This window comes from Kaistia sp. UC242_56 (assembly GCF_044452255.1).
In the GTDB taxonomy this organism is placed as follows: Bacteria; Pseudomonadota; Alphaproteobacteria; order Rhizobiales; family Kaistiaceae; genus Kaistia; species Kaistia defluvii_A.
Map to the genome: position 1 here is coordinate 1,200,692 of NZ_JBIOAN010000002.1, position 22,649 is coordinate 1,223,340.

22 protein-coding genes are annotated in these 22,649 nt (G+C 64.0%); 11 read left to right on the forward strand and 11 right to left on the reverse strand.

The annotated features are described in order from the left end of the window. Window positions 1–42 precede the first annotated feature (42 nt). From ACHMWQ_RS08335 to ACHMWQ_RS08360, 6 genes are all read right to left on the reverse strand, one after another. Complete coding sequence (locus ACHMWQ_RS08335) at window positions 43–777, reverse strand: SDR family oxidoreductase (RefSeq protein ID WP_354552276.1); 735 nt, start codon at window positions 775–777, stop codon at window positions 43–45. A gap of 30 nt (window positions 778–807) precedes the next feature. Next, complete coding sequence (locus ACHMWQ_RS08340; protein ID WP_396307095.1) at window positions 808–1,914, reverse strand: mandelate racemase/muconate lactonizing enzyme family protein; 1,107 nt, start codon at window positions 1,912–1,914, stop codon at window positions 808–810. Between the two features lie 22 nt (window positions 1,915–1,936). After that, complete coding sequence (locus ACHMWQ_RS08345; RefSeq protein ID WP_354552279.1) at window positions 1,937–3,040, reverse strand: sn-glycerol-3-phosphate ABC transporter ATP-binding protein UgpC; 1,104 nt, start codon at window positions 3,038–3,040, stop codon at window positions 1,937–1,939. A gap of 6 nt (window positions 3,041–3,046) precedes the next feature. Then, window positions 3,047–3,892, reverse strand: a complete 846-nt coding sequence (locus ACHMWQ_RS08350; protein WP_354552280.1) for a carbohydrate ABC transporter permease — start codon at window positions 3,890–3,892, stop codon at window positions 3,047–3,049. Next, window positions 3,893–4,795, reverse strand: coding sequence for a sugar ABC transporter permease (locus ACHMWQ_RS08355; RefSeq protein ID WP_354552281.1), 903 nt, complete (start codon window positions 4,793–4,795; stop codon window positions 3,893–3,895). Window positions 4,796–4,960: 165 nt separating this feature from the next. Beyond that, entirely contained in the window at window positions 4,961–6,289 is a 1,329-nt protein-coding gene (locus ACHMWQ_RS08360) for a sugar ABC transporter substrate-binding protein (RefSeq protein WP_354552805.1), read from the reverse strand. A 167-nt stretch (window positions 6,290–6,456) separates the two neighbouring features. Here ACHMWQ_RS08360 and ACHMWQ_RS08365 point away from each other — a divergent pair, with 167 nt between their 5' ends. From ACHMWQ_RS08365 to ACHMWQ_RS08395, 7 genes are all read left to right on the forward strand, one after another. Continuing rightward, complete coding sequence (locus ACHMWQ_RS08365; protein ID WP_396307096.1) at window positions 6,457–7,239, forward strand: IclR family transcriptional regulator; 783 nt, start codon at window positions 6,457–6,459, stop codon at window positions 7,237–7,239. Window positions 7,240–7,379: 140 nt separating this feature from the next. Then, window positions 7,380–8,210 (forward strand): amidohydrolase family protein, encoded by an 831-nt coding sequence (locus ACHMWQ_RS08370; RefSeq protein WP_396307097.1) that lies wholly within the window; start codon window positions 7,380–7,382, stop codon window positions 8,208–8,210. Between the two features lie 171 nt (window positions 8,211–8,381). Beyond that, entirely contained in the window at window positions 8,382–8,711 is a 330-nt protein-coding gene (locus ACHMWQ_RS08375; RefSeq protein ID WP_396307098.1) for an L-rhamnose mutarotase, read from the forward strand. Window positions 8,712–8,820: 109 nt separating this feature from the next. After that, window positions 8,821–9,897 (forward strand): Gfo/Idh/MocA family protein, encoded by a 1,077-nt coding sequence (locus ACHMWQ_RS08380; protein WP_396307099.1) that lies wholly within the window; start codon window positions 8,821–8,823, stop codon window positions 9,895–9,897. 107 nt (window positions 9,898–10,004) lie between these two features. After that, window positions 10,005–10,565 (forward strand): MaoC family dehydratase, encoded by a 561-nt coding sequence (locus ACHMWQ_RS08385; RefSeq protein WP_396307100.1) that lies wholly within the window; start codon window positions 10,005–10,007, stop codon window positions 10,563–10,565. Window positions 10,566–10,572: 7 nt separating this feature from the next. Continuing rightward, window positions 10,573–11,730 carry a CaiB/BaiF CoA transferase family protein gene (locus ACHMWQ_RS08390; RefSeq protein ID WP_396307101.1) on the forward strand — a complete coding sequence of 386 codons (1,158 nt, stop codon included), beginning with the start codon at window positions 10,573–10,575 and terminating at the stop codon, window positions 11,728–11,730. A gap of 12 nt (window positions 11,731–11,742) precedes the next feature. Beyond that, window positions 11,743–12,882 carry an extracellular solute-binding protein gene (locus tag ACHMWQ_RS08395; protein ID WP_396307102.1) on the forward strand — a complete coding sequence of 380 codons (1,140 nt, stop codon included), beginning with the start codon at window positions 11,743–11,745 and terminating at the stop codon, window positions 12,880–12,882. Window positions 12,883–12,981: 99 nt separating this feature from the next. On the opposite strand, the gene ACHMWQ_RS08400 is transcribed toward ACHMWQ_RS08395, so the two are convergent. After that, window positions 12,982–13,677: a GntR family transcriptional regulator gene (locus ACHMWQ_RS08400; protein ID WP_396307103.1), complete on the reverse strand. Its 696-nt coding sequence runs from the start codon at window positions 13,675–13,677 to the stop codon at window positions 12,982–12,984. 70 nt (window positions 13,678–13,747) lie between these two features. On the opposite strand from ACHMWQ_RS08400, the gene ACHMWQ_RS08405 reads away from it, so the two are divergent. Then, on the forward strand, window positions 13,748–14,779 hold the full coding sequence (locus tag ACHMWQ_RS08405; RefSeq protein ID WP_396307104.1) for a C-terminal binding protein: 1,032 nt from the start codon (window positions 13,748–13,750) through the stop codon (window positions 14,777–14,779). Between the two features lie 77 nt (window positions 14,780–14,856). On the opposite strand, the gene ACHMWQ_RS08410 is transcribed toward ACHMWQ_RS08405, so the two are convergent. From ACHMWQ_RS08410 to ACHMWQ_RS08425, 4 genes are all read right to left on the reverse strand, one after another. Continuing rightward, entirely contained in the window at window positions 14,857–15,747 is an 891-nt protein-coding gene (locus ACHMWQ_RS08410) for a carbohydrate ABC transporter permease (RefSeq protein ID WP_266330951.1), read from the reverse strand. A gap of 129 nt (window positions 15,748–15,876) precedes the next feature. Then, on the reverse strand, window positions 15,877–17,151 hold the full coding sequence (locus ACHMWQ_RS08415; RefSeq protein ID WP_396307105.1) for an ABC transporter substrate-binding protein: 1,275 nt from the start codon (window positions 17,149–17,151) through the stop codon (window positions 15,877–15,879). A 41-nt stretch (window positions 17,152–17,192) separates the two neighbouring features. After that, on the reverse strand, window positions 17,193–17,990 hold the full coding sequence (locus tag ACHMWQ_RS08420; protein WP_396307106.1) for a carbohydrate ABC transporter permease: 798 nt from the start codon (window positions 17,988–17,990) through the stop codon (window positions 17,193–17,195). Between the two features lie 12 nt (window positions 17,991–18,002). Further along, window positions 18,003–19,133, reverse strand: coding sequence for an ABC transporter ATP-binding protein (locus ACHMWQ_RS08425; protein WP_396307107.1), 1,131 nt, complete (start codon window positions 19,131–19,133; stop codon window positions 18,003–18,005). Window positions 19,134–19,581: 448 nt separating this feature from the next. On the opposite strand from ACHMWQ_RS08425, the gene ACHMWQ_RS08430 reads away from it, so the two are divergent. The 3 genes from ACHMWQ_RS08430 to ACHMWQ_RS08440 all read left to right on the forward strand — a co-directional run bounded on the left by ACHMWQ_RS08430 (window position 19,582) and on the right by ACHMWQ_RS08440 (window position 22,600). Next, window positions 19,582–20,346 (forward strand): DeoR/GlpR family DNA-binding transcription regulator, encoded by a 765-nt coding sequence (locus ACHMWQ_RS08430; RefSeq protein ID WP_354552807.1) that lies wholly within the window; start codon window positions 19,582–19,584, stop codon window positions 20,344–20,346. 41 nt (window positions 20,347–20,387) lie between these two features. After that, window positions 20,388–21,188, forward strand: coding sequence for a BtpA/SgcQ family protein (locus tag ACHMWQ_RS08435; protein WP_354552303.1), 801 nt, complete (start codon window positions 20,388–20,390; stop codon window positions 21,186–21,188). Window positions 21,189–21,511: 323 nt separating this feature from the next. After that, window positions 21,512–22,600: an Ldh family oxidoreductase gene (locus tag ACHMWQ_RS08440; RefSeq protein WP_396307108.1), complete on the forward strand. Its 1,089-nt coding sequence runs from the start codon at window positions 21,512–21,514 to the stop codon at window positions 22,598–22,600. The last annotated feature ends 49 nt before the right edge of the window (window positions 22,601–22,649 follow it).

A 22,649-nucleotide genomic window follows, 5' to 3' on the forward strand; every position in this document is an offset into this window, starting at 1 on the left:
GACGCCCTGCCGCCGTCGTGAAGCGTGAAGGACTTGCTGGTCCTAGTTGACCCAGCCGCCATCGATGATGTGCATCTGTCCGGTGGTGTAGGTCGCGGTCGCCAGGTAGATGGCGAGGTCTGCGATCTCGCTCGGCTGTCCGATGCGGCCGATCGGCTGGCGGGCGATGAAGGCCTTGCGGGCGGCTTCATAGTCGCCCTGGTCGCGCAGGCGCTGCTGCAGCGACGGGCTTTCGACCGTGCCGGGACAGATGCCGTTGCAGCGGATGCCCTTGGCGACGTAGTCGGCGGCGACCGACTTGGTCAGGCCGACAGTTGCCGCCTTGGTCACGCCATAGGCGAAACGGTTCGGCACGCCCTTGATCGAGCCGGCGACCGAGCAGATGTTGACGATCGAGCCGTCCTTCTGCGCCAGCATGCCCGGCAGCGCAGCGGAAATCGTGCGCCACATCGACTTGACGTTGAGGTCGTAGGCGAAATCGAGATCGGTCTCGGTAGCCTCTTCCAACGTGCCGGCATGGACGATGCCCGCGCAGTTGAACAGCACGTCGATCGTGCCGATCTCGGCGATCAGCGCCTTCACGTCGTCGTTGGACAGCACGTTCAGCTTGCGCGTCGTGATGTTCTCGACGCCGTTGAGTTCGGCGAGCGCCGTCTCGTTTATGTCGGTCGCCCAGACGATGGCGCCTTCGGCCGCTGCCTGCTCCGCGATCGCCCGTCCGATACCCTGTGCCGCTGCCGTGACCAGCGCGACCTTGCCTGCGAGCTTGCCGCCCATTGTCGTCCGTCCCTTTGGTTCGTCGTCAAATCATGTGGTCAGGAAATTCGATCCCTCGACCGTCTGGCGGCCGATGGCATCAAAGTCCCAGGCGATGCCGAGTCCGGCCTCGGCGCTCGGAATGGCATATCCGTCCGCGATCGTCATGCCCTTTGTCGTCAGGCTGTCCAACTGCGGGATGTATTCGACCCAGCGTGCATTCGGCACCGCGGCGCAGAGCGCGACATGCAGTTCCATGAGGAAGTGCGGACAGACGACGACGTTGAACGTCTCGGCCAGATGCGCGACCTTGAGCCAAGGCGTGATGCCGCCGATACGGGCGACGTCGACCTGGACGATGGAGCAGGCGCGGCGCTGCAGGTAGTCGCGGAAATGCAGGCTGGAATAGAGGCTCTCGCCGACCGCGATCGGAATCGAGGTGGATTCGCAGAGCCGGATATGGCCGTCGACATCGTCGGCCGTGAGCGGCTCTTCGAGCCAGCCGATATCGGCGGCCTCGTAGTGGCGCGCACGCCGGATAGCCTCGTCAACCGAGAAGGCCTGGTTGGCGTCGGTGAACAGCTCGAAGCCGGGGCCAACCGCCTCGCGCACGGCGTTGAGGCGGGCGACGTCCTCGTGGATCGGCCGGCCGACCTTCATCTTGGCACCGCCGAAGCCATTCTCCTTGGCCCGCAGCGTGTCCTCAATGATGGATTCGACCGGCAGGTGCAGCCAGCCGCCCTCGGTGGTGTAGAGGCGGATCTTCTCCTGTGCGCCACCGGCCAGGATGTGCACCGGCAGGTCGGCCTTGCGCGCCTTCAGGTCCCAGAGCGCCGTATCGATGGCGGCAAGCGCCAGCGAGGTGATGGCGCCGACCGAGGTCGCATGCGTCATGAACAGGAGATCGCGCCAGATCTGCTCGATCATGCCGGCTTCGCGGCCGATCAGGGCCGGCGCCAGCGTCTTCTCGATCAGCGACATGATGGCCGGGCCGCCGGTGCCGATCGTGTAGCTGTAGCCGGTGCCGACCGCGCCATCGGCATCGGTGATGCGGATGATCGGCGTTTCCTGGCTGACGAAGGACTGGATCGCATCGACCCGCTTCACCTTCGGCTTCAGGTCGACCATCAGGCCTTCGACGCGAACGATCTTTGCCATGGTTCCTCCCCTTATCTCTCTTCTAGACCAGCACGCTCTTGCCCGACGCCCTGTCGAAGACATGCAGGCGGGAGAGATCGAGATGGAAGGTCAGTTGCTCGCCCGGCTTGACGAAGCGGGGGTTGAGCATCTTGCCCTGAACTTCCTTGCCGCCGAGTTCGGTGTAAAGCAAGGTTTCCGTGCCGAGCGGCTCCGGCAGGATGATCGTGCGCTCGATGGTCGCCACTTCATTGTCGCCATAGAGGCCGTAGCCGACCGGCGAGAACGCCTCGGCGCGGAAGCCGACCGTGACCGCCTGGCCATCCGTGACCTTGTCGGCGGCTGCGGCGGGGAGGGCGAGCGTCACGCCGTCGGCGAGCCTTGCGACCTTGCGGCCGGCATCGGTCCCCACCGTCGCGTCGAGCAGGTTCATCGGCGGCGAGCCGATGAAGGAAGCGACAAAGGTGTTCTTCGGCTGTTCGAACACTTCGGCCGGTGTGCCGACCTGCTCGATATGGCCGTCCTTCATGATGACGATGCGGTCGGCCAGCGTCATCGCCTCGACCTGGTCGTGCGTGACGTAGACGATCGTCGTCTTGACCTTTTGATGCAGCTTCTTGATTTCGACGCGCATCTGGCCGCGCAGCTTGGCGTCGAGGTTGGAGAGCGGCTCGTCGAACAGGAACACGTCCGGGTGGCGCACGATGGCGCGACCCATGGCGACGCGCTGGCGCTGGCCGCCGGAGAGTTCGCCCGGCGTGCGCTCGAGCAACGGCGTCAGGCCGAGGATTTCGGCCGCTTCCGCCACGCGCTTCTCGATGGTCGCCGCGTCCTGCTTGGCGATCTTGAGTGAGAAGCCGAGGTTCTCCTTGACCGTCATATGCGGGTAGAGCGCATAGTTCTGGAACACCATCGAGATGTTGCGTTCGCGCGGCGCCAGATCGTTCACGACGCGGTCGCCGATCGAGATGGTGCCGCCGCTGATTTCTTCCAGGCCGGCGATCATGCGCAGGGTGGTGGACTTGCCGCAGCCCGACGGGCCGACCAGCACCACGAACTCATTATGCGCGATGGTGAGATCGATGCCGTGAACGACGCCGACCTTGCCGTAGCTCTTGACGAGCTTTTCGAGTCTGACCTCTGCCATATCGAATTATCCTTTGACGCCGCCGAAGGTGAGACCGGCGATCAGGTGTTTCTGCACGATGAAGGTCAGGATGAGCGCCGGCACGATGATGATCACGGCCATGGCGCACATGCCGGTCCAGTCGACCGTGAACTGTGCGGTGAAATCCATCAGCCCGACCGGCAGCGTCTTCGATGCCGTGGTCCGGGTGAGCTGGGAGGCGAGGGCGAACTCGTTCCAGGAGGTCAGGAAGGCGAAGATGCCGGCCGACGCGATGCCCGACTTGGCGAGCGGGAATTCGATCTTCCAGAACGCCTGCCAGCGGGTGCAGCCATCGACCTGGGCGGCTTCCGAGAGCGACAGGGGGATCTGCCGGAAGAAGCCGTCGATCAGCCAGATCGTGAACGGGATGTTGAGCGCCAGGTAGACGAGGATGACGCCGAAATCCGTGTCGATCAGGCCGACCCGGCTCCAGATCATGAACACCGGCAGCGACAGCGAGATGCCCGGCACGGTGCGCGAGAGCATCAGCCAGAGGAAGGCGACGTTCTTGCCCTTGAAGCGATAGCGGGCGAAGGCGTAGCCGCCCATCATGCCGATCAGCACCGCCAGGACCGTGCTCGTCACCGAGATGATGACCGAGTTCATGAAGTAGCGGATGACCGGGATGCCCTGCTGGCTATCCGAGAGGCCCAGGATCGCGCGGAAGTTGTCCAGCGTCCAGCGTTCGGGGATCCAGACCGGGGGACGTGCCATCACCTCGACATTGTCGCGGAAGGCCGTCATCACGATCCAAAGGCCCGGGACGCAGATGATCGCCATGACGATGAAGACGGCGAGGCGGATGAGCCAGCGTTGCCAGGAGCGTTCCATTTAAGCGACTCCGCCCATGGTGCGTCGCGCGGCGGCGAGCTTCCGGAAGAAATAGACGGTGAAATAGACCGACAGCAGGATCGAGGCGTAGGACATGGCATTGGCCATGCCCATGCGGGCGTCCTGGTAGCCGGTGCGGGCGATCAGCGTCCACAGCAGTTCGGTGCGACCGGCCGGGCCGCCATTGGTCATGATCTTGACCATGTCATAGGCGCGCGCCACGTCGAGTGAGCGGATCGCCATGGCGATGTAGACGAAGGGCATCAGGTAGGGCAGCGTGATGTGGCGGAAGACCTGCCACGGATTGCAGCCGTCGACCTTCGCCGCCTCGATCGGATCGCGCGGCATGGCCATCAGGCCCGCCAGCAGCAGGATCGCGAAGATCGGCGTCGACATCCAGACCTCCGCCATGAGGATGGCGAGGTTGGCGGTGACCGGATTGACCAGCCAGGGGATCGTGACGTTTTCCCAGCCGAGCGACTGGATGGCGTTGTTCACTAGGCCGACATTGTCGTTGAAGATGTATTTGAACTGGAAGCCGACCAGGATCGGCGAGAACATCATCGGGAACATCATGATGGTGCGGATGATGCGCTGGCCTGCGGTCAGCTTGTCGATCAGCAGCGCGATCCCGAGGCCCAGCACCAGTTCCAGATTGAGCGCGATCGTCAGGAAGACCAGCGTGCGGCCGAAGGCCCACCAGAAATCGACGTCCGTCAGCAGCCGCTGGTAATTGCGCAGGCCGACCCACTGCCAGAGCGAGTCCGGTTTCACCAGGCGATAGCCGGTGAAGCTCGTGTAGAGCGAGAACAGGAGCGGCACCGCCACCACCAGCGTGATGATGACGAAGGCCGGCATCAGCAGCAGGACCGGAGGCGAGAGCCGGCTTCGGAAGAAACGCATGAAGGGAATCCGTGGGCCGTTGGAACGGGCTTGGACCGCAAGGTCCGGGTCTTGGCCGCGAGCCCCTGGTGTGGGGAGGCGGGGAGCGCGTCGGCGCTATCTGCCGGCGCGATCCAAAAACCCCCGCCCGCGGACGGGCGAGGGTCGATCTGCGGGACGCGCGGCCTACTGGAGGACGCCGGCGTCTTCCATGATCTGCGTGGCCTTCTTGGCGGCGGTGTCGAGGGCTTCCTGGGCCGTCTTCTGGCCGACGATGGCAGCCTGAAGCTCGGGCCAGATCACGTTCGACACTTCGATCCACTGGGGAACCAGCGGCGGCGTGCGGGCGTCGGCGAGCGACTTTTCCCAGACGGCGAACATCTCGGCCATATACGGCGTGTCGCTCTTCTTGAACTCCTCGACCACGTCGGCGAAGGCCTTGGTCCGGGTCGGCAGGTTGCCGGCGCGGGCTTCGAGCATTTCCGAATCGTAGTCGGTCAGGAAGGTGATCAGGCTGGCCGCGGCCGGCTTGTTGTCACAGGCTTCGGTGACCGAGAAGGAGTGCGAGCCGGACCAGCCGCCGCGCTTGCCGGCGGTGCCGAGCGGCGACAGGGCGAAGCCGACCTTGCCGGCCACCTTGGACTTGGCCGGGTCGTTGTAGAAGGCGGCGAAGCCGGGCCAATCGAGGTCGACCGCCAGCGTGCCGGCGGCGAAGGCCTGGCCGATATCGTCCCAGGTGTAGTTGACGGTGCCGGCCGGAACGGCCTTGGCATTGTAGATGTCGATGAACCACTGCAGGGCGTCGACGCCGGCCTTCGAATTGAAGATCGGCTTCCAGTTTTCGTCGAACATGTCGCCGCCATTGGCGCGCACGATCTCCATGAACCGGCCGGTCATACCCTCGTCCTTGCCGGCGAAAGCGGTGCCGTAGAGGTTCGGCGGATTGGCGAAGAAGATGACCTGCTGCTTCAGCTCATCATAGGTGGTGGGCGGCGCGAGTTCGGTGCCGAACTTTTCCTTGTACTTCGCCTTGTTGTCGGCGTTCTCGTACAGGTCCTTCAGGTAGTAAAGGTTCGACACGTCGGTGACGCGCGGAAGCTGCACGAGGCGGCCGTCCACCATCGAGGAGGCGAGCGTGCCGGGGACGAATTCGTCCAGCGTCGCCTGCGGGATCAGCGTCTTCAGGTCGACATAGATATCGCCATATTGCGGCGCGAAGCTGGTGTGGTTGGAGCCGACGCACCAGGTAATCGCACCGGTGGCGATGTCCTGCTTGATCTCGCGGTCGAGCTCGAAATGGTTCTTCGAGGAAACGATCTCGACCTTGGCGCCCGTCGCCTTTTCCCACTCGGGAATGCGCGTGTAGAGCTTCTCATACTGGGTGCCGCCGATGAGCTTCACCTTCAGGGTGTAGCCGGGAAACGAACCCCAGTTGGCAGCCTCTTCAGCCGAAGCGACAGCGGTCAGCGCGCCAAGGGCCGCGCACGAAAACAGAGCGGCCTGAATGCCGCGCATCAAATTCATGTGTCGAATTCCTCCCAGAAAACGACCGAACCGCGTGGGTTCGAGGTCGCCACATTCTCCACCACTGAATGGAGCATTCGTATATAAGCGAAATTGACTGGACCGAGTCAATGTCTAACTTGTCACGGCCGGGCCCGGGGCCCATGGGGAGGCGCACCATGCTGGACGACGCAAACGATCGATATCGCGCACCTGCCCTGGACAAGGGGTTGGACATTCTCGAGCTGCTCGCCGCGACCGACGAGAGCATGACGCAGGCGGAAATCGCCAAGGCGCTGAACCGGTCTCCGAACGAGATCTACCGCATGCTCGACCGCCTCGTGCGGCGCAGCTATGTCGCCCGCGTGCATGGCGATCGCTACGAGCTGACCCTTCGGCTGTTCGCTCTAGCCCATCAGCACGCGCCGGTCCGCCGGCTCGTCAGCCAGGCGCTGCCGGTGATGCGGCAGTTTTCTCGCTATTCGGAACAGGCCTGCCACCTCGCCATCTACGACCGCGGCCGGATCGTCGTCGTCGCCCAGATGGATGCGCCAAGCTATTGGAGTTATTCAATTCGTGTGGGCGCGCGGGTCAGTCTTTACAATACCGGCTCGGGCCATGTGCTGCTCGCTTTCGCGACGCCGGAGGAGCGGTCGATGATGGAAGCCGAGCGCGAGGAGCAGGCCGAGGACAAGGGGCGGCCCGACAATCTCGATGAGCGCCTGGTGCAGATTCGCCGGCGTGGCTACGAGTCGACGGCGAGTTCGCAGTCGCAGTCGGTCTATAACCTGTCGGTGCCGGTGCTGGGCGCCAACGACACGGCGCTGGCGGCGCTGACCTGTCCCTTCCTGCCGCGCATCGATCGTCCCAATGTTCCCGACATGCAGGAGGTGATGACCATCCTGCTCGCCGCGAGCCGGGATCTGTCGCATGTGCTCGGCCGCGGCCAAGCCGAAGCCTGAACGTCCAACCGGCAGCCTGAGTCGACGAATCCAGGTTGCCGCCGTGTCGAAACGGGCCTTGCCAGGCCCGTAACACTGTGAATGATGCACCCACATATGAATGAACCGGAGCCGAAGAGCCCGGGCGGAGGAGACGTGCGATGCGGATGATCGATACCCACCTGCACCTGGTCCATCAGGAGCGGTTTTCCTATCCCTGGCTCGGCGGCGCGCCGAAGCTCAATCGGAATTTCACGCTCGAAGATTACCTGCCCCAGGCAAAGGCCGCGGGCATCACCGACATGCTGCATATGGAGGTCGATGTCGCCGAGGCCGATATCGAGGCCGAGACGGCTTTTGTAACCGGCCTTGGCCAGGGCGTGATCGGCGCGATCGCCGCCTGTCGGCCCGAGAGCACGGAGTTCGCCGGCCAACTCGAGCGCCTCGCCGCCAATCCGAAGGTGAGGGGCCTGCGCCGCATCCTGCATGAATCGCCGGATGAGCTTGGCCAGCGGCCGATCTTCACGGAAAACATCAAGCGTCTCGCCGCGCACAAATTGAGCTTCGATTTCTGCGTTCTGCCGCGCCAGATCCCGATCGCCATCGCCATCGCCAAGGCGGCCCCCGACGTCCAGTTCATCGTCGATCATTGCGGCGTGCCTGATGTCAAGGACAAGGCCTTCGAGCCCTGGCGCACCAACATGTCGGCGATCGCCGAGCTGCCGAATGTTGCTGCCAAGATCTCCGGTGTCATCGCCTATGCCGATCCGGTCAACTGGACGGTCGAGGACCTTCGGCCCTTCGTCGAGCATACGATCGGCGCCTTCGGCTGGGACCGGGTCGTCTGGGGTTCGGACTGGCCCGTCTGCACGCTGACGGCCGATTTGGGCAAGTGGGTCGCGGCAACGCATGAGATCATCCGCGGCGCCAGCGACGACGAGAAGGCCGGCCTGCTTCATCGCAACGCCGAGCGGATTTACCGGCTGGATTAGGCTTTGCGGGCGCCGTGCGTGCTTCGAGGCCCGGCGTTGCCGGCACCTTAGCATGTTGGGGAGTGGAGTTCGTCTCACTGCCGCCCCTTCAACATGCTGAGGAGCCCGCGTCAGCGGGCGTCTCGAAGCACGCACCACCCAACGACCCAAACTGAACGGGAGGAAAACACCATGCAGCGTATGGGAAATGTCATCGGCCTGCAGCCGAGCGCCATTGCGGAATATAAGCGCCTGCACGCCGACGTCTGGCCGGGCGTGCTGGCCAAGATCGCTGACTGCAACATCAGGAACTATTCGATCTACCTGAAGGAGCCGGAAAACCTGCTCTTCGCCTATTTCGAATATCACGGCACCGATTTCGCCGCCGACAGCGCCAAGATGGCCGCGGATCCGACGACGCAGGAATGGTGGTCCGTCTGCATGCCCCTGCAGAAGCCGCTCGATACCCGTAGGGAAGGCGAGTGGTGGGCCGGTATGGAAGAAGTCTTCCACATCGATTGAAATATTGGCGGGGCTCTTCGATCAATCGCCGCGAGCCCTTCACGTAGCCCTCTCCGCAGATGGGAGAAGGGCAGCAAGGCGTTTCCCGCCATACGGAAATGAGATTGCCATGACGTCCTTCGACCCCGCATCGCTTGTTCAGGTCTGGCCGCTGCCCACAGCGCCGCGCCCGATCGTCATCATCGGCGCCGGCGGCATCGTCAACGACGCGCATCTTCCGGCCTATGCGCTGGCGGGCTTCCCGGTCGCCGGCATCTTCGATCGCGATGTCGGGCGCGCCAAGGCGCTGGCCGAGCAATGGGGCGTGCCGTTCCTTCGGACGCTGGACGAGGCGGTCGCCGTGCGCGACGCGGTATTCGACCTGGCGACGCCGCCGGCAGCCCACCTGGAAATCATGCGTCGCTTGCCCAAGGGGGCGACCGTGCTGATCCAGAAACCGATGGGGCGCGATCTCGACGAGGCGACCGCGATCCTGAAGCTGGCACGCGAGCGTCAGTTCAACGCCGCGGTCAATTTTCAGCTCCGCTTCTCGCCGATGATGCTGGCGGTGCGCGATGCGCTGGCCAGGGGGCTGCTCGGCCGTCTGGTCGATGTCGAGATGCATCTGAACCTCGTCACGCCCTGGCATCTGTTCCCCTTCCTGAAGGGGATGTCGCGAGTCGAGATCGCGGTCCATTCGATCCACTATCTCGACCTGATCCGCGCCATGCTCGGCAACCCGGTCGGCATCCATGCCCGCACGCTGGGCCATCCCGGCAACGAGCTGGCGCAGACGCGCACTTCGGCGATCCTGGATTTCGGCGGGGATATCCGTTGTACCCTGTCGATCAACCACGACCATGATTTTGGCCGCAAATTTCAGGATGCCACCTTCCGCTTCGAGGGCGACCAGGGCGCGGCCTCCGTCAAGCTCGGCCTCCTGCTCAACTATCCGGAAGGCGAGCCGGATGAGCTGTGGATCACCGCCGCTCGGGGCGCGGCCGCCGACTGGCAGCAGGTCCCGTTGGCGGGCGGCTGGTTCCCCCATGCCTTTGCCGGCGTGATGTCGAACCTGCAGCGCTTTGCCGCCGGCGAGGACGAAACCCTCGTTACCTCGGTCGAGGATGCCTGGCACACCATGGCGCTGGTCGAGGCAGCGTTCCGCTCGGCCGCCGAGCCGGCAACGCCGGTACCGAAACAGCCCTGATCGGCGAGGCATCTGATCCAATCGATCAATGGATCTGCGGGCGGAAACTTGATTTGCAGATGAGCGGTTGATTGATATATGAAGAAAATTGAGGGACGGAGAGGACGATGACAACTGAGGATTTCGCGCCGACTGTCGGCGTGAGTTCGACGCATCCCAAGGACATGCCTAGGGATCACGCGGACCTTCCGGTCTGGAATGCGGAGAACTGGCTGTATGAGGATTGGCCGGTCGGCCAGAAGATCCGCTCGCTGCGCCGCACGATCGGCGAAAGCGACTCGCATCTCTTCAATGTGCTCGTGACCGACATCCACCCTTACGTCCAGGACCAGAAATTCGCCGAGACGGAAGGCGTGTTCGGCCGCCGGCTGGTGGCCGGCGCCTTCGTCTTCTCGGCCGGCCTCGGCCTTGTCGCGACCAACTGCGTCAACGCCTTTTCCTATGGCTACGACAAGCTCCGCTTCATCAAGCCTGTGTTCATCGGCGACACCATCTACACGGTGCGTACCAATCTCGAAAAGCGTCCGAAATACGCCGAGATGGGCTTGATCCGGGCATCCTACGAAGTGTTCAAGGGCGAGGGGGAGCTGGTGCTCTATTGCGAGCATTTGCAGACCGTCCGGTACCGCGACGCCACCGCTTTCGCCGATCAGGTCGAGAAGAAATAGGCCAAGAATGTCCCAATCCGATTTGCCGCTCGACGGCCTGCTCGTCGTCGATCTCAGCCAGTTCCTGTCCGGCCCCTATTGCGCGCTGCGGCTGCTCGATCTCGGCGCCCGCGTCATCAAGATCGAGCGCCCGGATGGCGGCGATCTCTGCCGTCGCCTCTACCTGACCGACACCGAGATCGGCGGCGATTCCACGCTCTTCCATGCGATCAATCGCAACAAGGAGAGCTACGCCGTCGACATGAAGAACCCGGCTGAGCTCGAGAGCCTGAAGAAGCTCCTCGCCAAGGCCGACGTCGTGATGCAGAACTTCCGCCCCGGCGTGATCAATCGCCTCGGCCTCGGCTACGAGACGATCAAGGCGATCAATCCCGACGTCGTCTATGGCTCGATCACCGGCTATGGCGACGAGGGGCCGTGGGTCACGCGCCCGGGTCAGGATCTGCTGGCGCAGGCCCGCTCCGGCGTCACCTGGCTGAATGGCGACGAGGGCCAGGGGCCGGTGCCGTTCGGCCTCGCCATCGCCGACATGCTCGCCGGCGCGGCGCTTTGCCAGGGCGTTTTGGCGGCGCTGGTCAAGCGCGGCATCTCGGGCAAGGGCTCGCATGTCGAGACCAGCCTGATGGAAGCGCTGATCGACTTCCAGTTCGAGGTGCTGACGACGCATCTGAACGATGGTGGCCGCAAGCCGACCCGCGCCAGTTTCCGCAGCGCGCATGCCTATCTTTCCGCGCCCTACGGCATCTATCCGACCAAGAACGGCTTCCTCGCCGTCGCCATGACGCCGATTCCGAAGCTGGCCGATCTTCTCGACATGCCGGAGCTCGACCCCTATCGCGACACGCCGAAAAGCTGGTTCTCCGAGCGCGATGCGATCAAGCGGCTGATTGCCGACAAGCTCGCGACCGAGACGACCGAGCATTGGCTCGCCATCCTCGAGCCCGCCGACATCTGGTGCGCCAAGGTGCTGGAATGGCCGGAACTGCTGCAGAGCGAGGGCTTCACAGCGCTCGACATGCTGCAGACGGTGGAACGCGCCGACAATGTTCGCGTCGTTACCACCCGGTCGCCGATACGCGTCGACGGCAAGCGCCCGCCGCTGTCGCGCGCCGCGCCGCGCATTGGCGAACACACGGAAGAGATCCGGGCCGAATTCGGTCTTTGAGGGGGAAGAGATATGACCAAGCCGATCACGCTCAAGGGCATGACCTGGAGCCACCCGCGCGGCTACGATCCGATGGTTGCCTGCGCCGAGCTATATCTGAAGGAGACGGGCGTCGCGGTCGAATGGGACAAGCGCTCGCTGCAGGATTTCGAGAGCTTCCCCGTCGAGGAACTGGCGCGCGCCTATGATTTGATCGTCATCGATCATCCGCATGTCGGCCAGATCACCAAGGAAGGCTGCCTGGCCCCGCTGGACGTCCCCGGCCGCGAGGCAGAGCGTGAGGCAATGGCCGCCGGCTCCGTGGGCAAGTCCTATCCGAGCTACACCTGGCAGGGCCACCAGTGGGCATTCCCGATCGACGCTGCGACCCCGGTGCTGGCCTATCGCCCCGACCTAATCGACACGCCGCCGACGACCTGGGACGAAGTGCTGGCGCTTGGCCCCGGCAAGGCGCTGCTGCCGTTCCGTGCGCCGCATTCGCTGATGAGCTTCTATTCGCTCGCTGCCAATCTCGGTCGTCCCTGTGACGTATCCGGCAAAGGCAACCTGATCGACCCGGAGGCAGGCGCTCGGGTCTATGAGCTGCTGCAGAGCCTGGCCGCCAACGGCATGGCCGATTTCGGCAGCGACCCGATCGAAGTGTTCGAGAAGCTCGCCGCGGAAGGCTCCGAGATTGCGGTGGCGCCGCTGCTCTATGGCTATGTCAACTATGCCATCGACGGCTTCCGCCCCCATCGCCTCGCCTTCGCCGACATGCCGGTTCTGGGATCGAACGGTCCTGTGGGCTCGGCGCTTGGCGGCACTGGCATCGCCGTTTCGGCTTATTCGGAGAACCGGGACGCGGCGATCGATCTCGCCTATTGGCTCGCCAGCGCCGATATCCAGCGCGGTCTCTATGCCTCGAGTGGCGGCCAGCCCGGTCATGCAACGGCCTGGGAAGATCCCGCCGTCAATGCGCCGACGCACGGCTTCTACGAGAACACGCGGCCGACGCTGGAAGGCGCCTGGCTGCGCCCCCGCCATAATGGCTACATGGAGTTCCAGGACGCGGCCGCGAAGCGCATCAACGTCGCGCTGAAGGCCGGCGAACCCGCGGCCTCGGTAGTGGCGGAACTGAACCTGATGTTCCGCGAGAGCTTCGCCAACGCGTAATCTGCTCCGGGTCAGGCGGGGCTAACGCACCCGCCTGACCTCGTCACCCGCATTGTTAACAATGTTGCCCTGACGGCTCGCGCCTTCCGCCCAGCCTTTTCAGGCCGGAACATCCTGCTGGAGATGTTCCTTGAGGCGCGCATAGGCGCCCTGAATATGTTCGTCGATAGCTGTGACGGCCTTGGCCACGTCCCCCTCGCGCACCTTCTGCAGCAAATCGGCATGATCACGATACCACGAGGTCAGATAGTCGTCGGGCAGGCCGTCGCGCAGCAGCAGGAAGACGAATATCTGCGAGCGGAGCGCTTCCCAGGCGCGATAGAGCCGGCCGTGATGCGCGGCGCGGAACAGGGCGTCATGAAAGTCGATGTCGAGTTCGGCAACCCGGCGGCGCGTCATGCTGGCACGCGGAACTGACTGGAAAAGCAGCAGAATCGCGTCGAGGGGCGCCAGGTCGGCTTCGGTCGCTTTCAGGCAGGCATTCTCCATCGCCAGCCCTTCCAGGGCGCGGCGCAAGGTGTAGATCTCCTCCGCATCCTCAGCCGACACGCGGGCGACCGTCGCGCCGCGATGCGTCTCATGCACCACCAGCCCTTCCTGCTGGAGCCGGAAAATCGCGGCCCGGATCGGCCCCCGGCTCACCTTCAGGCTTTCTGCCAGTTCGTCCTCGATCAGCCGCTCGCCCCCCTTGATGCGGCCGCTCAGAATGGCTTCACGGATCGAATCCGCGACATCGTCGGTCAAGACGCGACGTTCGCGCCGCTCCAGGGCAGGGGTCACAGGGCTCTTGCTCATCGATGAAGTCTACTGTTAACAATCTGGCCAAGGCCAGCATGAAGGTGGGCCAAAAACGGTGAGGAGCACTATGCGCATTCTGAAGGCCAATTGGTATCCGCCCGAAAACGAGGAACTCGCACGCCTGTTCGGCTCCAGCGTGGACTTCGATATCGACCCGACCCAGACGAGTCCGGATTACCGGCTGGCGCGCGAGCGCAGCGCCGCCGCGGATGCGCTGATCAACTGCTCGGCGACGCTGCCGGTGCCGGCGGATCTCGATGACTTTTCCAGCGTGAAGATCGTCGTCCGCGAGGGCGTCGGCTACGACAATCTCGATCTCGAAGGCTGGGGCGCGCGCGGCATTCCGGTCTGCAACGTGCCGGACTATGGCACCACCGAGGTGGCCGACCATGCCATCGCGCTGATGCTGGCGCTTACGCGTGGCACCGAGACCTATGATCGGCTGCTCAACAGCGATCCGGCGAATGGCTGGAGTTTCTCGCGCGCGCCGCTGGTCCGGCGGTTGCGCGGCGCGACGTTCGGCGTGGTGGGCCTTGGCCGCATCGGTCTTGCCGCGGCTCGGCGGGCGGCCGCCTTCGACATGCGCGTCGTCTTCTACGATCCGCATCTTTCGAACGGCGTCGAGCTCGCGACCGGCTATGAGCGCGTGCACAGCCTGCATGAGTTGATGTCGATCAGCGACGTGCTGTCCGTCCATGCCCCGCTTAGCGCGGAGACCCATGGGTTTATCGACGCCGGGGCTTTCGCGGCGGCCAAGCCGGGGCTGATCCTGATCAACACGGCGCGCGGACCGATCGTCAACCTCGACGACCTCACGGAAGCCCTTCGGGACGGTCGCGTTGCTGGTGCCGGGCTCGACGTGCTGCCGAAAGAGCCGGCGGATCGCAACCACCCGTTGATCGCTGCCTGGGGCGCCCGGGAGGCCTGGATCGACGGCCGGCTCGTGTTGAGCCCGCATGCCGCCTTCTACAGCCCGGCCTCGATGAAGGACATGCAGCGCAAGGCGGTCGAGTGCATCCTCGCTTATCTGAACGAGGGGCGGCTCACCAATTGCGTCAACCGGCAATTCCTGAAGACGCCGCTTCGCAAGGCTTCTTAGCGGCGATCGGGGTCGGAAAAAGCAAAAGGCGGCGATCGTAGGATCGCCGCCTCTTTTGGCCGATGCTGGAGCTGTCGCTACGGCTTCGACTGGCGCTCCAGCAGGGCGAAGAACACCACCGTCATCGCCAGCACGATCACCAGTAGAACGAAGGCAGCCGCCGCGCCCTCATTGATCGAGAGACCGAGGAACGCCTGGCGGTAGGCGAAGAAGCTCAGCACTTCGGTCGAAGTGCCGGGGCCGCCCTTGGTCAGCACATAGGGCAGGTCGTAGGTGCGGAATTCATTGATCAGCTGGATGATCACCGTGATCGCCGCGACCGGGCGCAGCATCGGCAGGGTGATGAACCAGAATTGCTGCCAGCCAAGCGCGCCATCGACTTCGGCCGCCTCATAGGGCTCGCGGGGCAGCGAGGCGAGGCCGGCCGCCAGGATCAGCACGACGAAGGACATCTGCTGCCAGATGTCGATGCCGGCCATGGTCCAGAGCGCCAGGCTTGGCGAGCCCAGCCAGTCGAGGCGCGGCAGGCCGATTGTTTCCATCAGGTGATTGACGATGCCGAGATTGGGCTGCAGCAGCATGCGCCAGATCAGCGCGACGCTGACCGGCGACATCGCCATCGGGATCGTGAGAATGGCGAAGTAATAGGGCTTGGTACGAACGACCCGGTTCAGCATCAGCGCGATGCCAAGGCCGATGACGAATTCGCCGGTAACGGTGATGACCGAATATTTCACAGTCAGCCAGGTCGCGTTCCAGAAGCGGTCGCTTCCCATCATGGTGGCGAAATTATCGGCACCGACGATCGGCAGGATCGCAGGCTTCAGCAGCGTATAGGACGAGACCGAAAGCACGCAGGCATAGAGCAGCGGAAAGCCCATGACGATGGCGAGCAGGATCAGTCCGGGTGAGGCGAAGGCCCATCCCGTCCGCGCTTCCCGATGCGCCCAGTTCATCCAGCCTGTCATGAGGTCCCGTCCGATGTTTCTGCTTGTCGAGCGCGCGGCGCAGCGTTTCCGGTTGTCCGGCGACGGAAGCGCAGCTTGGCGCCGCGCTCCCGCATTGTGTGGTGACGGCGAAGTGCCGGTTGCCGGGCCTTACTTGGCCAGCAGTTCCTCGAGGCCCTTGGCCGCGCCCTTCAGAGCGTCCTCGGTGGTCGCCTCGCCGCCGCCGGCCTGCGAGAGATGCGTGCCGAGCACGTCCTCATACTGGGCGGAATAGGCGAAGATCGGGAACGACTTGCCGGTCGCGACGATCTCCTGGCCTTCCTTGTAGTAGGGGTACTTCTCGAGCACCTTGGCGTCCGTGTAGACGTCGGAGCGGACGGGCGCGTGGCCCTGCAGGGCGCGGGCGATCGAGACGTCCTTGCTCTGCACCCACTGGATGAACTTCCAGGCGGCTTCCTGCTCTTCCGGGCTGACATTCTTGGGAATGCCCCAGCCCCAGCCGCCGCTTTCGCCATGCCCGCCCGGCATGGTGGTGAGCGCGACCTTGCCGGCCACGTCAGGGCACTTCTCCGCATTGTCGATCTGCGGCAGCATCCACCAATAGGTGACCATGCTGAACGCCTTGCCGCTGCACATCAGGCGCAGCGTGTCGTCGAGATTGGCGGAAAGCGCGCCCTGCTGCGCACCGTTCTTGATGTTGTCGACATAGAGGTCGAGCGCGACCTTGCCCTCGGGGCTGTCGAGCGTGACCTTCTTGCCGTCGCCGAGATAGCTGCCGCCGGCCGAGAACAGGTAGTTGGAGAATTCCATGCTGTTCGGGTCGCCGCGCTGGCCCTGCATGGCAGCGCCCGCCACGTCGGCATTGGCCTTCATGAACTTGGAGATCTCGACATAGTCGGCGAGCGTCTTGGGAACCGCGAGGTCCTTGCCGGTCGCCTTCTTGAACGCTTCCTGCAACTTCGGATCGGCCAGCAGGTCCTTCCGATAGATCAGGCCCATCGAGTAATTGTACATGGGCAGGATCTGCAGGCTGTCCGGCGTGCGGCCGAGCAGGTCTAGCGTCGAGGGAATGAACGGCGAGAGATCGTAGTTCGACTTTTCGATGAACGGCTTCAGGTCCGCAAGCCAGCCGGCGGCCGGAAACTCACCCGCCCAGAGGAAGTCGACCTCGAGCAGATTGTAGTAGCTCTGCGGCGAGACCAGCTGCGACACGAGCTTGTCGTGCATGTCCGGGTAGCCGATCTTCTCGAACTCGACCTTGATACCGGTCTCCTTCTCGAAGTCGGGCAGCATCGTCTCAATGATCTGGGTCTCCGGCACATCCTCCATGAGGGCGCGCAGGACGATGTCGTCGGCATAGGCCGGAGCCGTCGCCAGCAGCGCGCCCACACCGGCGGCTGCGAGTAGAATCCGTTTCAGCGTCATGATTTTCTCCTCATTGTGCCGGCGATGCGATGCCTTGCGGCTTATTTGACACCGCCGAACGTCAATCCCTGAATGATGAAGCGCTGGATGAAACGCGAAGCGATCACGAGCGGCAGGATGGCCAGCACCACACCTGCCGAAACCTTGGCAATCTGCACGCCATTCGATGTCTGCAAGGCAGCCAGCGAAACAGGTATCGTGGCGGTCTGCGGCCCGCTCAAGACGAGGGCAAACAGGAACTCGTTCCACGAGAGAATGAAGCCGAGCACGCCCGCCGCGGCAAGGCCAGGCAGCGAGATCGGAAGGACAATCCGCCAGAACGCGCCCCAGGCGGTCGCGCCATCGGTCATCGCCGCCCATTCCATGTCGACCGGCACGCCTTCGAAGAATCCCATCAGGATCCAGGTCAGGAACGGCAGGTTGAGCGCGGAATAGACGAGGATAAGGCCGGGCAGCGAATTGGTCAGGCCGGCGCCGCGCAGCAGCGCGAAGGCGGGAAGCACCAGGGCCACGGGAGGCAGCATCTGGGTCGCCAGCACCGCGAACCGGGCGAAGCGCCCGCCGGTGCGAAAGCGGGCGAAGGCGTAGCCGGTGCAGGCGGCGAAGGGGAGGGCCACGATGACCGAGCCGAGCGCCGCGATCAGGCTGTTTACATAGAAGGTGCCAAACCGGTTCTTGGCGAACAGGCCGGTATAGTTGTCCAGCGTGAAGGCCGGGAAGATCTCCGTGCTGTAGGACATGGATTCCGGCACCAGGCTGGTGCGCAGCGCCCAAAGCGGCGGCAGCAGCACGACCACGCATGCCAGAATCAAACCGAAATGCAGGCCGAACTTGCGCATGGAACCCTCGCCTTAGCGACCGACCGGCAGAGGCGGTCGCGCGACCGCCTTGCCGGTTTCTGAATCGAAGAGATGCATCGGCTCGACATCGACATAGAGGTCGATCATCGAGTCCACCGGCGCGAAGACATGCCGGCCGAGCCGCGCCTGGATTTCAATCGGCTTGTCGCGACCGAGTTGGCCGATCAGGATGTTTTCCGCGCCCAGCGCTTCCACCGCGACGACCTTGACGCGAATGCGCTGCCAATCGGGCCGGTCCTGGGTCTCGTAGATATCCTCGGCGCGGATGCCGGCGGTGATTGGCCCGCCTGCCTTCTGGACATAGGGCAGATAGTGCTTGTCGGGGACGGTGACGCTGGTCTCGGAATCGATCCGCACCACCAGCTTCTCGCCCTCATGCTCGAGCTGCGCGGGGATCAGATTCATCGGCGGCGTCGCCAGGAAGCGCGCTACGAAGGTGTCGGCGGGATTGGCGTAGACGTCGAGCGGCCGGCCGGTCTGGATCATCCGCCCTTCGCGCATGATGCAGATACGGTCGCCCATGGTCATCGCTTCGACCTGATCATGCGTCACATGCACGATGGTGCGGCCAAGTCGGCGATGCAGCTTGACCAGTTCAAGTCGCATCTCGGCGCGAAGCTGTGCATCGAGGTTGGAAAGCGGTTCGTCGAGCAGGAAGGCTTCCGGTTCGCGCACGATGGCGCGGCCGAGCGCCACGCGCTGGCGCTGGCCGCCGGAAAGCGCGCCGGGCTTGCGCTGCAGAAGATGGTTGAGGCCGAGAAGATCGGCAGCCTTGGCAACCTTGGCGTCGATCTCGGAGAGGGCGACGCCGCGCATCTTCAGGCCGAAGGCCATGTTGTGCCAGACCGACATGTGCGGATAGAGCGCGTAGCTCTGGAACACCACGGCGACATTGCGGTCGCGCGGGGCGACGTTGTTGACGCTGCGGCCGCCGATCCGGAGATCGCCCGCCGACATGCTTTCGAGGCCTGCGATCATGCGGAGCGTGGTGGATTTTCCGCAGCCGGAGGGGCCCAGGAAAATCACGAATTCGCCGTCCTCGATCTTCAGATCGACGTCGCGCACACCATAGGCGCCGTTGGCGTAGATCTTGGATACTCGATCGAGCTCGATGGATGCCATTATCGTCCCTCGTAGGGTGAGAGCCTTGCGGCTCCCGTTCCGCCCTCCGCAATTTGCCGGCACGAGGCCGACATCTTCCAGCGTAAGCGGCGCGATTGTATGCGCACAAATTCAAACGCCTCAAGGATCTTTTTTGGTCGATCGTGTTTAATTTTTGCGCGAGAGACCAGGCGGAAACCCCTAGCGTAAATCTAACTGTTTGAAAAAACTAAGTGAAATGGCAGTCGAGAAATTGCGTTGAATCCTGTGCAATTTCACTCGGCTAAGGAATTCAACATATTCGCACAGAATGTCGTTCATCGTGTTTGAATTTGTTTATTTTCCTGCTATGCAAGGAGCCAGACTCGAGCGATCTCGCACGCAGCAGGAAAGTTGATTGTCCGAAACCCCGGTTGACGCACCGAAGCCCGATCCGAACGCCGCCGCCCGCGGTCGCATCCTGCCGGAAATGCGGCATGCGGCCATTCTGGACGCGCTGCGGGCGACGGGCGCCGTGCTGGTCGCCGAGATCGCCGCGCAGCTCCAGGTTTCCGACATGACGGTGCGGCGCGATCTGGTTGAGCTCGAACGCGCCGGCCGGCTGATCCGCACCCATGGCGGCGCTGTGAGCGCAGTCGGCACCACCACGGTATCGATGGACAGCGAGGAGCCGAGCTTCGACGCCCGTCTCCGGCGCCAGAACGAGGCCAAGGAACGCATCGCCGTCGCCGCGGCGGGTCTGTCGATGGCCCATCGCACCATCGCCCTCGATGTCGGCACCACGACCTATCTGATCGCCAACCACCTGCGCGAGCGGGCGCATGCCAAGGTTTTCACCAACAGCGTGCGCGTCGCCGCCTTGCTCGGCTCCAGCCAGGCTGAGGTTTATCTCGCCGGCGGCCGGGTGCGTCGCGACGAGCTCTCCGTCGGTGGCGCCGAGGCCGTGGCGCAGTTCGAGAAGCTCTGGTTCGACATCTGCTTCATCGGCCTTTCCGGTCTCACGGAAAGCGGGCTGTTCGACTACTCCTTCGAGGATGTCGATCTGAAACAGGTCTATCTCAACCGTTCCGGCCTGAAGGTTGCATTGTGCGACTCGTCCAAGTTCCAGCGCATGTCGCTGGTGCATGTCGCGCCCTTGACCGAGATCGACGTGCTCATCACCGACGCGCCGCCGCCGCCCGAGATCGCGGCAGCGCTCAAAGCCGCCAAGGTCGACGTGCACGTCGCCCCCTGAGTTTCCAACCCTTCCCAGTTTCTCTCGCAATGGAGCGGACTATGGTTTTTGACTTTTTCGGCGACAAGAAGAAGGTCGTCATCTCGATGTCGCATATCGGCGCCCTGCCGGGTTCGCCGCTCTATGACGCCAAGGGCGGCCTCAACAAGCTGATCGACGACGCGCTCGCCGATGTCGAGAAGCTGCAGGCCGGCGGCGTCGATGCCATCATGTTCGGCAATGAGAACGATCGCCCCTACGTGTTCAAGGGCGCGCCGTCGGGCATCGCCGCCATGTCGGCCATCGTCCAGGCGATCAAGCCCGAGCTCAAGGTTCCGTTCGGCGTCAACTATCTGTGGGATCCGATCGCCTCGGTATCGATCGGCGCCGTCACCGGCGCCTCTTTCGTGCGCGAGATCTTCACCGGCGTGTTCGCTTCCGACATGGGCATCTGGGAGCCGAATTGCGCCGAGGCATCGCGCCTGCGCCACAATCTCGGCCGCGACGACATGAAGCTGCTCTTCAACATCAACGCCGAATTCGCCCATTCGCTCGACCAGCGCCCGATCGAGCTGCGCGCCAAGAGCGCCGTCTTCTCGTCGCTCGCGGACGCTATCCTCGTCTCGGGTCCGATCACCGGCGAGCCGGCCGATGCCTCGAACCTGCGCAAGGTTTGCGAGACCGTCACCAGCGTTCCGGTCTTCGCCAATACCGGCGTCAACATCGACAACGTCACCGACATCCTGAACCACGCTAGCGGCGTCGTCATCGGCACCCATTTCAAGGTCGATGGCTACACCTGGAACGCGGTCGACGCCGACCGCGTCAAGCGCTTCATGGACGTCGTCGCGCGCCTACGCTAGGCGACGTTTCCGGCCGGGTATCCCGGCCGCATCTTCCCATGCCGGCCCTGCCACGCGCAGAGGCCGGCATGGTCGTTTTGGGCTGTCGCGTGTGCCGGAAATCGCACGGCCCCCGAAAATTAGCGCCTTCGTGCGGTTCCGAAGCGCTCTGAGGTGTTTCACCTCATTCATCATTTGAATGCGGAGCGGTTTCGCCTTAGACGAGGGTTCGCGGCTGCGTTGGCTCGCGATGAGCACCCTCGCACCCCTTCGCTTTTGTTGAATTGGCGAACCAGGAAGTCGGACCGACGGCTTCCGGTTCAACGCTTGCTTGAGGAATAGACATGGCCTTGGAAAAGATCGCCGGCGTTCGTGCCGCGGCCCGTGACGTCGAACCGTTCGTCGCCGACCTGTTCAAGGCAGCCGGCGTCAGCGCGGAGAGCGCGGAAGCCTGTGCGCGCGCCCTGGTCGACGCCTCGTCCCGCGCGTTCGACACGCACGGCGTTCGCCTGATCCCTTTCTACATGCAGGGCGTCACGGGCGGCCGGATCAACAAGACGCCGACGCTGATCGTTACCGAAAAGGCGGCTTCCGCCGTTCATATCGATGCCGATGACGGCTTCGGCCATTTCGCCAGCTACCGCGCCATCGACGAGGCCGCGAAGCTTGCCGACAAGACCGGCGTCGCGGTCGCGACCGTCGGCCGCTCGACCCATCACGGCGCCACCGGTTGCTACACGCGCTATGCCGCGACCAAGGGCTATGTCGCGATCGGCATGACCCATGCCGATGCCATGGTCGTCCCGCATGGCGGCGCCGCTGCCTTCTTCGGCACCAACCCGCTCTCCTTCGCCGTTCCGGTCGAGCGTGAGGACCCGCTGCTGCTGGACATGGCGACCAGTTCCATCCCGTTCAACCGGGTCGGCCTGCGCCGCGCCACCGGCACGCCGCTTCCCGAGGAAGTCGCGGTCGACGATCAGGGCCATTTCACCACCGACCCCAATGCGGCCGTCTGGGTCGCCCCGGTCGGCGGCGCCGGCTTCGGCTATAAGGGCTCTGGTCTCGCCGCGATGATCGACATTCTCTGCTCGGCCTTCACCGGCATGGGGCATGGCAAGACGATGGCGTCGTTCAACGGCCCGGACTTCTCCAAGCCCATCCAGATCGGCCATTTCTTCATCTTGCTGTCGCCGGCGATGTTCCAGACGCTGTCGATGTTCGACGCCCGCATCTCCTCCTTCGTCGAGGATCTGCGCGCCCAGCCGGGCAAGCCGGGCCAGACGGTTCATGCGCCGGGCGATATCGAAAAGGTCGAAGCCAAGAAGCGCGCCGTGGACGGCATTCCGGTCGACAACGTCACCTGGGCCGCGCTGGAAGGCTTTGCCGCCAAGCTCGGCGTCAAGGTCCCGAGCTCTACCGTCGACGCAGTCTGACCAACGAACGGGGAGGTGGCGCCCTTCGGTCGCCGCCTCCCGCGCCTCA